General features: G+C 71.5%; 10 protein-coding genes. 4 read left to right on the forward strand and 6 right to left on the reverse strand.

What is annotated here, in order from left to right; translation table 11 throughout:
- Positions 1–25 precede the first annotated feature (25 nt).
- A complete protein-coding gene (locus ACFY2A_RS24990) occupies positions 26–1,573 on the reverse strand; it encodes an alkaline phosphatase D family protein (RefSeq protein WP_387175018.1) in 1,548 nt (515 codons plus the stop codon).
- 180 nt (positions 1,574–1,753) lie between these two features.
- Here ACFY2A_RS24990 and ACFY2A_RS24995 point away from each other — a divergent pair, with 180 nt between their 5' ends.
- Both ACFY2A_RS24995 and sigJ read left to right on the forward strand, forming a co-directional pair.
- Positions 1,754–2,194 carry a carboxymuconolactone decarboxylase family protein gene (locus ACFY2A_RS24995; protein ID WP_363925137.1) on the forward strand — a complete coding sequence of 147 codons (441 nt, stop codon included), beginning with the start codon at positions 1,754–1,756 and terminating at the stop codon, positions 2,192–2,194.
- Complete coding sequence (sigJ, locus tag ACFY2A_RS25000; RefSeq protein WP_387175020.1) at positions 2,191–3,069, forward strand: RNA polymerase sigma factor SigJ; 879 nt, start codon at positions 2,191–2,193, stop codon at positions 3,067–3,069. The genes ACFY2A_RS24995 and sigJ overlap by 4 nt, the downstream gene beginning before the upstream one ends.
- Before the next feature lie 14 nt (positions 3,070–3,083).
- On the opposite strand, the gene ndk is transcribed toward sigJ, so the two are convergent.
- Positions 3,084–3,509: a nucleoside-diphosphate kinase gene (ndk, locus tag ACFY2A_RS25005; RefSeq protein WP_387175022.1), complete on the reverse strand. Its 426-nt coding sequence runs from the start codon at positions 3,507–3,509 to the stop codon at positions 3,084–3,086.
- 142 nt (positions 3,510–3,651) lie between these two features.
- On the opposite strand from ndk, the gene ACFY2A_RS25010 reads away from it, so the two are divergent.
- Positions 3,652–5,148 carry a VOC family protein gene (locus tag ACFY2A_RS25010; protein WP_387175024.1) on the forward strand — a complete coding sequence of 499 codons (1,497 nt, stop codon included), beginning with the start codon at positions 3,652–3,654 and terminating at the stop codon, positions 5,146–5,148.
- 37 nt (positions 5,149–5,185) lie between these two features.
- On the opposite strand, the gene ACFY2A_RS25015 is transcribed toward ACFY2A_RS25010, so the two are convergent.
- The 3 genes from ACFY2A_RS25015 to ACFY2A_RS25025 all read right to left on the reverse strand — a co-directional run bounded on the left by ACFY2A_RS25015 (position 5,186) and on the right by ACFY2A_RS25025 (position 9,620).
- Complete coding sequence (locus ACFY2A_RS25015; protein WP_387175026.1) at positions 5,186–5,548, reverse strand: DUF4233 domain-containing protein; 363 nt, start codon at positions 5,546–5,548, stop codon at positions 5,186–5,188.
- Complete coding sequence (locus tag ACFY2A_RS25020; RefSeq protein ID WP_363925153.1) at positions 5,545–6,816, reverse strand: folylpolyglutamate synthase/dihydrofolate synthase family protein; 1,272 nt, start codon at positions 6,814–6,816, stop codon at positions 5,545–5,547. The genes ACFY2A_RS25015 and ACFY2A_RS25020 overlap by 4 nt, the downstream gene beginning before the upstream one ends.
- Before the next feature lie 185 nt (positions 6,817–7,001).
- Complete coding sequence (locus ACFY2A_RS25025) at positions 7,002–9,620, reverse strand: valine--tRNA ligase (protein WP_363925142.1); 2,619 nt, start codon at positions 9,618–9,620, stop codon at positions 7,002–7,004.
- Between the two features lie 69 nt (positions 9,621–9,689).
- Here ACFY2A_RS25025 and ACFY2A_RS25030 point away from each other — a divergent pair, with 69 nt between their 5' ends.
- On the forward strand, positions 9,690–10,373 hold the full coding sequence (locus ACFY2A_RS25030) for a hypothetical protein (protein WP_363925143.1): 684 nt from the start codon (positions 9,690–9,692) through the stop codon (positions 10,371–10,373).
- A gap of 51 nt (positions 10,374–10,424) precedes the next feature.
- On the opposite strand, the gene ACFY2A_RS25035 is transcribed toward ACFY2A_RS25030, so the two are convergent.
- Complete coding sequence (locus ACFY2A_RS25035; protein ID WP_387175030.1) at positions 10,425–11,660, reverse strand: MFS transporter; 1,236 nt, start codon at positions 11,658–11,660, stop codon at positions 10,425–10,427.
- Positions 11,661–11,908: the final 248 nt, after the last annotated feature.

An 11,908-nucleotide genomic window follows, 5' to 3' on the forward strand; every position in this document is an offset into this window, starting at 1 on the left:
ATCGCGAGAGGTGTGGGGGCGGTGGTCAGGGGGTGGGGAGGGTGGTGGTCCAGAGGGAACGGCCCGCGCGGTTGCGGAGGTGGACGGTGAGGGCCCGGGTCTCGGCGTCGATGTGGACCTCGCCGAAGTGTTGGAAGCCCTCCGCCGGGGACGTGTTGGCCCGCGGTGGGGCGTTGACGAAGACGGCCTTCGGGCCGAAGGTGCCGTCCAGGGCGTTGGGGCCGAAGGCGCCGGCGTGCGCCGGTCCGGAGACGAACTCCCAGAACGGGGTGAAGTCGGCAACTGCCGCCCGCGCCGGGTCGTAGTGATGTGCGGCGGTGTAGTGCACGTCGGCGGTGAGGAAGACGATGCCGCTCACGCCCGCCCGGTGAGCCGCACCGAGCACCCGGGCGAAGTCCAGTTCCCGGCCGGCCGGCGCGCCCGGATCACCCTGTGCCACGCCCTCCTGGGCGTCGGATCCGTCGGGCACCACCAACCCGATCGGCAGGTCGATGGCGATCACCTTCCAGGTGGCCCGGGAACGGGTCAGTTCCCGGATCAGCCAGGCCCGCTGCTCGGCGCCGAGCAGGCCACGGCCGGGGTCGGCGTAGGTGTTGCCGTCGTTGGGGTCCTTGTAGGTCCGCATGTCCAGCACGAAGAGATCCAGCAACGGGCCGTACGACATCCGTCGGTAGCGCGGTCCGCGCGGTGGCGTGGGCAGCCACTCGTCGAAGGCCCGCCGGGCCCGCGCGGCGAGCACATCCACCCGGCGCTCGGTGTAGCGGCTGTCGGTCAGCACCTCGCCCGGATACCAGTTGTTTGTCACCTCGTGGTCGTCCCACTGGTTGACCTGGGGTACCTCCGCGGCGAACGCCCGCAGGTGCTCGTCGAGCAGGTTGTACGCGAACTGCCCACGGAACTCGGCCAGCGACTCGGCAACCTTGAGCTTCTCCGGCACGACCAGATTGCGCCACACCCGCCCGTCGGGCAGGGTCACCGTCTCGGTGAGCGGATTGTCGGCGTACACCGTGTCACCGCTGCACAGGAAGAAGTCCGGCCGACGCTCCCGCATCGCCCGGAAGATCTCCATCCCGCCGAAGTCCGGTGCGATGCCCCAGCCCTGGCCGGCGATGTCCCCGGTCCAGACGAACCGCACGTCGCGACGGTGGTGTGACGGGGCGGTGGTAAGTGAGCCGGTCAACGGCGTGCTCGCCAGGCCCGGCCGGTCCAGGCTCTCCACCCGCACCCGGTAGTGCAGCCGCTCGGCATCGGGCAGCCCGCGCAGTCGCACCTTGCCGGTGAAGTCGGTGTCCGGGGTAAGCACCGGCCCACGTACCCGACGGGCACCCCGGAAGTCGGGCCGGCGGGACACCTCCACCACCATCCGCCCCGGGCGGTCGGAGCGGGTCCAGAGCACCGCCGAGTCCGCCGTGGCGGCTCCGCTCTGCACGCCGTGCGTCAGCACCGGCCGTCCGGCGGGCCGCCAGGCCGGCCCGGCGAGCGCGCCCGGTCCGCCCAGCAGCGCACCGCCGGCGGCACCGGCGCCGGCGACCAGACCGGCCCGCAGCAAGGTACGTCGGTCGAGTTCGGTCATCGTTCCTCCTGAATGAGGGGACTGACCGCTTCGGTCTACCGGGCCGACGTGGCCGTCGGCGTCTGTCCGGGTGACCGCCGCCGGAACGCTGCATGACCGGCGTCACATGCCCCATTTGTCACGCGACGGGCCGGGCGATCCGTCGTGGTGGTGTCAGACCGAACTATCGGGGAGGTTGTCATGCAGCGGATCAACGTGGCCGAGGTGGCACCGGAGGCCTTCGGCGCCGTGCTGGGGCTGGAAAAGTACGTCCGGGCCAACGTCGACCACACCGTGCTGGAACTGGTGAAACTGCGCGCGTCGATGCTGAACGGCTGCACGTACTGCGTCGACATGCACAGCCGGGAAGCGCTCGGCGCCGGCGAGTCGAGCCGTCGACTCTTCGCGGTGGCCGCCTGGCGGGAGGCGCCCTTCTTCGACGAGCGGGAACGCGCCGCTCTCGCGTTGACCGACGCGGTCACCCGGCTGGGCGAGCACGGCGTGCCCGACGACGTCTGGGACGCCGCGTCGAAGGTCTGGCCGGAGAAGGCCCTCGCCGACCTGGTTCTGGCGATTGCCACAATCAACGTGTGGAACCGGATCGCGGTGACCTTCCGCAACGAGCTGCCGACGGACGTGTGAGTCCGGTCGACGCGGCGGAGGCGGCCGGTGCGCTCGACGCGCACCGGCCGATGCTGCTCGGGCTGGCCTACCGGTTGCTGGGTAGCCGCCACGACGCCGAGGACGTCCTCCAGGAGGCGTACCTGCGCTGGTTACGGGTCGACCGCGCCGAGGTGAGCGAGCCGCGTCGCTACCTGTCCCGGGTGGTGACCCACCTGTCGATGGACCGGCTGCGGGCCCGGCAGGCCACCCGCGAGACGTACGTCGGGCCGTGGTTGCCGGAGCCGGTGCCCACCGCGCCGTCGCCGTTCGGACCGCTGGAGCGTGCCGAACTGCGCGACTCGCTCTCCACCGCGCTGCTGCACCTGCTGGAGCGGCTCACCCCGCCGGAACGCGCCGTCTACGTGCTGCACACCGCCTTCGAGCTGCCCTACGCCGAGATCGCCGAGTTGCTGGACCGCTCCGCCGAGGACTGTCGCCAGCTGCACCACCGGGCGAGCGTCCGCATCGGGCGCGACAAGCGTCGCTTCACCGCCGACCGGGCCGAGCAGGAACGGCTGCTGGAGGCGTTCATCGCCGCCGCGACCGAGGGCGACCTGGCCGCGCTGACCGACCTGGTCGCCGCCGACGCGACCGCGTGGAGCGACGGCGGCGGCCGGGTGCGGGCCGCCCGCAACCCGGTCACCGGCGCGGACCGGGTCGTCCGGTTCGTGCTGGGTGTCCGGGAGAAGGGCTGGCTGCACGCCGTGCGGCGCACGGAACTCAACGGCCACCCGGCCGCCGTGGTGGTCACCGCGGCCGGTGACACGTACGCGGTCACCCTCGGCACGGCCGCCGGTCGGATCACCGACATCTTCCTGGTGGCCAACCCGGACAAGCTGCCCTGGACGGCCTGAGTCGAGCGGCTGGCTCAGCCCAGTTCGGGGAACCAGAGTGCCAGCTCGCGCTTGGCGCTGTCGGCCGAGTCGGAGGCGTGCACCAGGTTCTCCCGGTTGGACAGGGAGAGGTCGCCGCGGATGGTGCCGGCGGCGGCCTTGCGCCCGTCGGTGGCGCCGATCAGGCCGCGCACCACCTCGATGACCTGGTCGCCGGAGAGCACGAGCGCGACAAGCGGACCAGCGGTCATGAACGCCTTCAGCGGCGGGTAGAACGGCTTGTCGACGTGCTCGGCGTAGTGCTCGTCGGCCAGCGCGGCGTCCATCGTCCGGGACACCATCGCGTCGATCCGCAGCCCCTTGCGCTCGAACCGGGAGATGATCTCGCCCACCAGTCCTCGGCTGACCGCGTCGGGCTTGATCAGGACGAGCGTGCGCTCGTCCGGGCTGCTGCTGGACACGCTGGGTTCCTCCTCAGAGCGGAAGCCGGTCGGGCTGGGTACGGTCAGCCTAGCGACCCGGTCCCGGCGCCGGCGCGGGTGGCCGGCCTTCCCCCGGCTCCCGATCCGGCCTAGCCTGGCCCTGACCCCCGGGAGGTCCACTGTGGCGAATGGTGGCGGCAACCGACCCATCGCACCGGTACGCAAGTTGATCGCCGCGGTGCTGGGCACCGTGGCCACCTTCGTCATCCTCTTCGGCCTGGGCATGACCAGCTGGGCCATCGTCGCACTCGGTGCCGCCCTGCTGGCCCTGGCGATCGCGCTGGCCACCGTGCGCAGCGGCGGCCGCACCTGGGTCGTCGGTGCCGGCCACGTGCACAGCGCCTCCGAGCCACCGACCCAGTACGCCTTCGGTCGCTGCGAACTGCAACTGGTGATCGACGCTCCCGGGTTGCCGCCCCGCTCGAAAAAGATCATCGAGCCGCGGGTTCCGGTGTCGAAGTGGCCGTCACTGGGGCAGACCCTGCCGATCCGGGTGGCACTGGACGACCCGCGACACGTCCGGGTGCTCTGGGACGAGGTGCTCACCCACACCGAGGCCGGCAGCACCGCCGACCTGCCCCCCGAGTTCGCCACGGTGCCGCCGGACGAGGTGCTGATCGGGCAGGAGGCGCCACCGTGGGCCGGTCGGGCGCCGGAGGACGACTTCCACGACCCCTCGGGCGATCCGTCCGAGGGGCCACTCGGCGCTCCGTCGGACGGCAGACCGCACGACACCGCGGCCGAACCGGTGGAGCACCACGAGACGGTACGGGTACGCCAGCGCCCGGGTCGTCCGGTCGTGCTGGAGGGGACCGTGGTGGAACGCTCCGACGAGCAGCGGCTCCCCCGCCGAGCCACCCCCGCGCCACGGATGCCCGCCGAGGAGCGGTTCACCGAGGAACCGCTGAGCCCAGCGGCGACCTCCGCCGGGGATGAATCTGCCGACCGGGTGGCCGATCCGGCACCCTCGGGGCGACCCGCGCAGCCACCGACCGGCCCGGCCACGGGCCTGACCGACCCGATGGATCCCCTCGACCCGCTCGACCTGCCGCTCGACGATCCGGACCCGGGCCCGACGGCGACCACCGACCGCGCGACGACCAACGGCCAAGCGGCGACCACCGACCGTCCGACTGCCGACGGTCACCCGCGGTCGGCTGCCGACCGGGGCGAGACGGTCGACGCGGGGGAGCTGGACGAGGCGATCTTCGGCTTCGACCCGGACGCCGCCGACCCGGCGGCCCCGATCAGCGGGGTGGGCATCACCCTGCTGGTGACCGAGCTGTCCCGCTCACTGGAGTTCTACCGGGACCGGCTCGGCTTCACCGAGGTCGACCGGGGTGCCGCCAACGCCGTGCTCTCCTCGGGGGCGACCCGCCTGGTGTTACGCGAGGTGACCGGGGCCCAGCCGATCAGCCGTCGGCTGGTCCACGTCAACCTCGACGTGGACGACATCCAGTCGGCGTACGAACGGCTGCGCGAGTCCGGAGTCCGGTTCACCTACCCACCCCGGGTGGTGAACCGTGGCAGCAAGCTGGAGGTGTGGGCGGCTGCGTTCCGTGACCCCGACGGACACGGCATCGCGCTGACCCAGTGGAGGGAACTCGCCGAGGCGTGATCGGGGCCGGGGCAGCCTGAAACCTGGCACCACCGCCTCAGCCCAGGATCACCCGCCGCACGTGCAGCGCGTACGCCCACACCAGCGCGAACATCACGCCCAGCACGAACAGCGACCAGTGCAGCAGGCCCGAGAGCAGCAGCAGACCCTGCAACACCGTGCCGGCGGGCCAGGCCCACGGCCGACGCATCATGCCGGCGAGCACGGCGGCGACCACGGCCAGCGCCACGACCACGGCGATCGCCGCACCGCCGAGATCAGCGCCGACCGCCCGGATCGGCTGGATCGCCAGCAGCAGCACCAACGCCTCCAGGGCGAGGGCAGCCGCACCGAGACCGCGTACCGCCCGCTGCGGGTCGCGCAGGCCCGACCGGCGCGGCTGGCCGCCGTCCCCCGTCATCGCTTCAGCAGCCGGCGGGCATCGGCCACGGTCACCACGGAACCGGTGATGAGCACCCCGACGCCGGCCAGTTCACCCGGCACGTCCTCCTCGGCCAGCGCCACCGCCGCCTCGATGGCGTCCGGCATCTCGTCGGCCACCTCGACCCGGTCCGGGCCGAACACCTCCGCGGCCAACGCGGCCAGTTCCTTGACCGGCAGCGCGCGGGGTGAGCTGTTCCGGGTCACCACCAACTGGTCGACCACCGGCTCCAGCAGCTCCAGCATGCTGGCAGCGTCCTTGTCGGTGAGGGTCCCCAGCACGGCGACCAGCTTGCTGAACGCGAACTCCTCCTGCAGCGCGGTGACCGTGGCCGCCATGCCCTGCGGGTTGTGTGCGCCGTCGAGCAGGATCGTCGGCGCGCTACGCACCCGCTCCAGCCGCCCCGGGGAACTGGCGGCGGCGAAGCCTTCCCGCACCGCCTCCACGTCGAGCTGCCGGCGGGCACCCGCACCGAGGAAGGCCTCGACGGCCGCCAGTGCCACCGCCGCGTTCTGCGCCTGGTGGGCACCGTGCAGCGGGACGAAGACCTCCTCGTACACCCCACCCAGCCCTTGCAGGGTGAGCACCTGGCCGCCGACCGCGACAGCCCGACGCAGTACGCCGAATTCCGAGCCCTCCCGGGCCACGGTCGCACCCACCTCCGCGCAGCGTTGCAGGATCGGCCGGGCGGCCTCCTCCTCCTGAGCGGCGGCGATCACCGTCGCACCCGGGTGGATGATGCCGGCCTTGGCCACCGCGATGTCCTGGAGCGTGTCACCGAGCCACTCGGTGTGATCGAGCCCGATCGGCGTCAGTACGCACACCCCCGCCTGGATGACGTTTGTGGCGTCCTCGGCGCCGCCGAGACCCACCTCGACCACGGCCACGTCGACCGGTGCGTCGGCGAAGGTGGCGAAGGCCAGCGCCGTGGTCATGTCGAAGTAGGTGAGCGGCTCGGCCGAACGGTCGTCGACCAGTTCGGCGAGCGGCTTCACCTCCTGGTAGACGGCGGTGAACCGGGCCTCGTCCACCGGCTCGCCATCCAGGCTGATCCGCTCCCGCACCGTCTCCAGATGCGGGCTGGTGTACCGCCCGGTGTGCAGCCCGAAGGCCCGCAGCAGCGAATCGATCATCCTGGCCGTGGAGGTCTTGCCGTTGGTCCCGGTCAGATGGATCGACGGGTATGCCCGCTGCGGGCTGCCCAGCAGGTCCAGCAGGGATGAGATGCGGTCCAGCTCGAAGACCATCCGGGTGAAGCCACGCGCGGCCAGTTCGGCCTCCACCTGCGCGAAGGCGGCACGCTCGGCCCCGCCGGTCCGGTCACGGCGGTCCGCGCCCGCACGATCACCGGTACGGGCGCGGTCGGTCAATTCGCTGGGGTCCGCACCCGCCCGCTCGGCACGGATGCGGTCGGTACGGTCGACAGGGTCGGTCACGAGGAAAGTGCCTCCAGGGCGGCATCGATGCGGGCCAGGTCGGCCTCGGCGACCGCCAACCGTTCGCGGATCTTGGAAACGACGTGCTCGGGGGCCTTGCCGACGAATGCCGGGTTGTCCAGCTTCGCCCGGGCCTGTCCCGCCTCCTTCTCCGCCGCCGCGCGGTCCTTGGTCAACCGGGCCCGCTCGGCGGCGACGTCGATCGAACCCCGGGTGTCCAACGCGACACTGACCTCACCCGGCATGGCCAGGGTCGCGCTGGCCTGGAAATCGTCACCGGCCGGGTCCAGCCGGGCCAGCGACCGGATCAACGGCTCGTGCGCCGACACACCGGCGCCGGACAACCCGTCGAGTCGGGCCGCGACCCGCTGGGTCGGACGCAGCCCCTGGTCGGAGCGGAACCGCCGGACCTCGGTCACCACCCGCTGGAGGGTGGCCACCTCCGTCTCGGCCGCGTCGTCGATCAGCGCCCGGTCAGCCGTGGGCCAGGCCGCGGTAAGCACCGTCTCCCCGCCGGTGAGCGCCGTCCACAGCTCCTCCGTGACGAACGGGATCACCGGGTGCAGCAGTCGCAACAGTTGGTCCAGCACGTGACCGAGTACCCGGCGGCTGACCTCGGCCGGTTCGCCGCCGCCAGCCAGCACCGGCTTGCTCAGCTCCACGTACCAGTCGCAGACGTCGTCCCAGGCGAAGTGATACAGCAGGTCACAGACCTTCGCAAACTCGTACGCCTCGAACTGCTCGTCGACCTCGGCGGTGACGTGGGCCAGCCGGGACAGGATCCACCGGTCGATGGTCGACAGCCGCCCGGCGTCCGGCATCGGGCCGTCGGTGTGCGCGCCGTTGATCAGTGCGAACCGGGTGGCGTTCCAGAGCTTGTTGCAGAAGTTGCGCGAGCCCTGGCACCACTCCTCGCTGACCGGCACGTCGCCACCGGGGTTTGCGCCCCGGGCCAGGGTGAACCGGGTGGCATCGGCGCCGTACCTGTCGATCCAGTCCAGCGGGTCGACCACGTTGCCGAACGACTTGGACATCTTCTTGCCGTGCTCGTCGCGGACCATCCCGTGCAGGGCGATCACGTCGAACGGCTGCTTGCCATCCATCGCGTACAGGCCGAACATCATCATCCGGGCGACCCAGAAGAACAGGATGTCGTACCCGGTGACCAGCACACTCGTCGGATAGAACTTCGCCAGGTCCGGGGTCTGCTCCGGCCAGCCGAGCGTGGAGAACGGCCAGAGGCCACTGGAGAACCAGGTGTCCAGCACGTCCTCGTCCTGGTGCCAGCCCACACCGGTCGGCGGTTGCTCGTCCGGGCCGACGCAGACCACCTCGCCGGCCGGGCCGTACCACACCGGGATCCGGTGGCCCCACCAGAGCTGCCGGGAAATGCACCAGTCGTGCATGTTGTCGACCCAGGCGAAATAGCGCTTTGCCAGTTCCGCCGGCTCGATGCGCACCCGACCGTCACGCACCGCGTCGCCGGCCGCCTTGGCCAGCGGTGAGGTGTTGACGAACCACTGCAGCGACAACCGGGGCTCGACGGTGGTCCGGCACCGGGAGCAGTGGCCGACGGCGTGCACGTACGGCCGCTTCTCCGCGACGATGCGTCCGTCGGCCCGCAGCGCGGCAACGATCGCCGGACGGGCCTCGAACCGGTCCAGCCCCTCGAACGGTCCGTGCGCGGTGATCACCCCCCGCTCGTCCATGATCGTCAAACTGGGCAGGTCGTGCCGCTGCCCGATCTCGAAGTCGTTCGGGTCGTGCGCCGGGGTCACCTTCACCATGCCGGTGCCGAAGGACGGGTCGACGTGCACGTCCCCCACGATCGGGATTCGCCGCCCGGTCAACGGCAGCTCGACCTCGGTGCCGATCAGGTGGCGGTACCGCTCGTCGTCCGGGTGCACGGCGACCGCCGTGTCGCCGAGCATCGTTTCCGCCCGGGTGGTGGCCACCACCACGTCGTCGCTGTAGCGGATCGAGACCAACTCGCCGTCGTCGTCGGTGTGCTCCACCTCGATGTCGGACAGGGCGGTCAGACAGCGCGGACACCAGTTGATGATCCGGTTCGCCCGGTAGATCAGGCCGTCGTCGTACAGCTTCTTGAACATGGTCTGGACGGCGCGGGACAGGCCCTCGTCCATGGTGAAGCGCTCCCGGTCCCAGTCGACCGAGTCGCCGAGCCGACGCATCTGGCCGAGGATCGCGCCGCCGGAGGATGCCTTCCACTCCCACACCCGCTCGACGAACTTCTCCCGGCCCAGGTCATGACGGGAGAGCCCCTGCGCAGCGAGCTGCCGCTCGACCACGTTCTGGGTGGCGATGCCGGCGTGGTCCATGCCCGGCAGCCAGAGCGCCTCGTAGCCCTGCATCCGCTTGCGCCGCACCAGGGCGTCCTGCACCGTGTGGTCGAGCGCATGACCCATGTGCAGCGAGCCGGTGACGTTCGGCGGCGGAATGACGATGGTGAAGGGCTGCCGATCGCTGTCCGCGGAAGCCCGGAATCGACCGTCGGCTACCCACTGCTCGTACCGTCGCTGCTCTACCTCAGCCGGCTGATACTGGCCGGCGAGGGTCGGGGCGTCGGGGCGTCGGGCATCCAGTCTCTCGGTCACCCTGAAAGTCTACGGAGGGCTTCGACGGACCCGACGTGCGCCACCGGTCGTTCGCGTACGGTGTCGGCTATGTCCGACGCACATCTCAGTGCCCGCCAGCTCGACGAGGGCGCTCCGCCGGTCGAACTGACCGACGAGCCGATCGAGCTGGGCGACCGCGAGCCGACCGACGACGCCGACCGGCCCCACGTGCGGTCCCGGCGGCGACGCCTGGCCGTGGTGGCGCTCGCGATCATCGCGGCGGTGGGGGTGGGTGCGTTCGGCACCTGGGGCTGGCGGATCGTGCAGCAGAAGGACGCCCGGATCACCACGCCCGACCAGGTCGCCGGGCTTCGCCTGGACAACAGCGACCGGGCGGCCAGCACCGCCGACTACCTGCGTAGCGGGCTGGCTGCCGACATTCAGCTGGACAGCAGCTTCGGTGCCGTCTACCAGGACCCGGCCGACGCCCGGCGATCCGTACTCATCTTCGGCGGGACGACCCTGCTGTGGCAGCCGGAGCGGGATCTGGAAAGTCTGTTCGAGCTGATGGCCGACGAGACCGCGGCCGTGACCGGACTCCGCGGTGTGTCACCGGGGCGGCTGGGCGGCGTGATGAAGTGCGGCAGCACCGGCGGCGAGGGCGGCGACTTCGCGGTCTGCGGCTGGGCTGACCACGGCAGCGTGGTGCTGGCCATGTTCCCCGCCCGCTCGGTTGACGAATCCGCCGGCCTGCTGCGGCAGATCCGGGAGAGCATGCAGACTCGCGACTGACAGCTGCGCGCCGGCCGGCCCGGATGCTCGCGCGACGGCCGCCGCGCCCGGTCAGCCGGGGCGGGCGTGCCGCACCGGCGTGGCCAGCCCCGCGAGAGCCACCAGGATGATTCCTCCACCGGCGAGAAGACACACCAGCGGTACGCCGTACACCTCGGCACCCCAGGTGACGACAGCCGCGCCGACCGGACCGAGCGCATAGTGGGTTGCCCAGAAGACCGAGGTGACCCGGCCGAGGAGCCGGTTCGGGGTGACCTCCTGTCGCAGCGACAGCGAACAGATCGCCCCGACCGCCACCGCACCGAGGTAGCCCGCCGCCAGGGCCGCCACCACCGGCACGGTACGCGCCGAGCCCAGCACCGCCACGGCCACGCCGGCCAGTGCAATGCTGCCCGACCAGGTCACCCCGAAGCCGAGCCGGCGCCGCAGCGGAGCCACCGCGAGCGAACCGAGGAGCGTACCGCCAGCCGCCACTCCCAGCACCAGGCCGACGGTGCTATCGGTGCCGCCCAGGTTGAGCCGCACGTGGTAGATCAACACGTCGTCGAGGCCGTGGGTGAGGAAGATGAACGCCGACAGCAGCAGGGTCAGGGCGCGCAGGACCGGATGCCGCCAGAGGAAACGTGCCCCTTCCAGCAACTCGCCGCGCAGGCTGGCGACCGACATCGCGGCCCGCGACGGCCCGTCCTCCCGCAGCCGTACGACGCTGAGCGCGGCGGCCGCCACGGCGAAGCTCGCGGCGTTCACCCCGATCGCGGTCGAGTGGCCGAACCCGGCGACGACCAACCCGGCCAGCAGCGGACCGCCGATGCCGGCGACCGCGTAGCTCGCCGACAGCTTGCCGTTCGCCTCGGTGATCCGCCCGACGTCGACGAGCCCGGGCACCGCCGCCACGTACGCCACCCGGAACACCATGCCGACTGCCGCGCTCGCTGGTAGCACCAGGTAGAGCAGCCACAGCTGTGGCCCCCACAGCCAGGCCACGGGGATGGCAGTGAACAGTCCGGCGCGGACGACGTCGGCGCCGATCAGCAGGCGCCTGCGGTCCATCCGGTCGACCAGCACACCAGCGAAGATCGCAGTGACCACCGCGGCCACCCCGGCCACCGCGGTGAGCAGGCCCATCAGTGCCACCGAGCCGGTCAGTTGGAGTACCAGCAGCGGTATCGCCAGCGCGGCGAAGCCGTCACCGACCACGGAGAGGGTCTGCGCCGACCAGAACACCGTGAAGTTGCGGTTCCGCCACAGCGGTTCGGTGGCCGGCCGTTCCGCCGTGCGTGCCGTCACTCGCGCGATGCTATTCGTAGGCCGACGCCTGTCGCTTCCGCTTTATCGGGCCCAGTCTCTAACGGGCCTTGGACTTCATCGGGGGGCCGTGGCCCGCTCGCCGGCTAGAGAAGAAGTGTTCGGTGCCGGACGGTGCCGCGCAGCGTAAAGCCTCTGGAACGCGTTTAGGGCCACCCTGTGGGTGGCCCTAAACGGGAAGAATGTCCGGCGGTGTCCTACTCTCCCACACCCTCCCGGGTGCAGTACCA

The organism is Micromonospora sp. NPDC000442 (assembly GCF_042898635.1).
Taxonomy (GTDB): Bacteria; Actinomycetota; Actinomycetes; order Mycobacteriales; family Micromonosporaceae; genus Micromonospora.

What these genes read in the sequence shown, in the direction of transcription:
- ACFY2A_RS25015 (WP_387175026.1), bottom strand. Translation starts at nt 5,548, where the DNA reads ATGACGGGGGACGGCGGCCAGCCGCGCCGGTCGGGCCTGCGCGACCCG.
- ACFY2A_RS24990 (WP_387175018.1), bottom strand. Translation starts at nt 1,573, where the DNA reads ATGACCGAACTCGACCGACGTACCTTGCTGCGGGCCGGTCTGGTCGCC.
- ACFY2A_RS25030 (WP_363925143.1), top strand. Translation starts at nt 9,690, where the DNA reads ATGTCCGACGCACATCTCAGTGCCCGCCAGCTCGACGAGGGCGCTCCG.
- ACFY2A_RS24995 (WP_363925137.1), top strand. Translation starts at nt 1,754, where the DNA reads ATGCAGCGGATCAACGTGGCCGAGGTGGCACCGGAGGCCTTCGGCGCC.
- ACFY2A_RS25020 (WP_363925153.1), bottom strand. Translation starts at nt 6,816, where the DNA reads ATGGTCTTCGAGCTGGACCGCATCTCATCCCTGCTGGACCTGCTGGGC.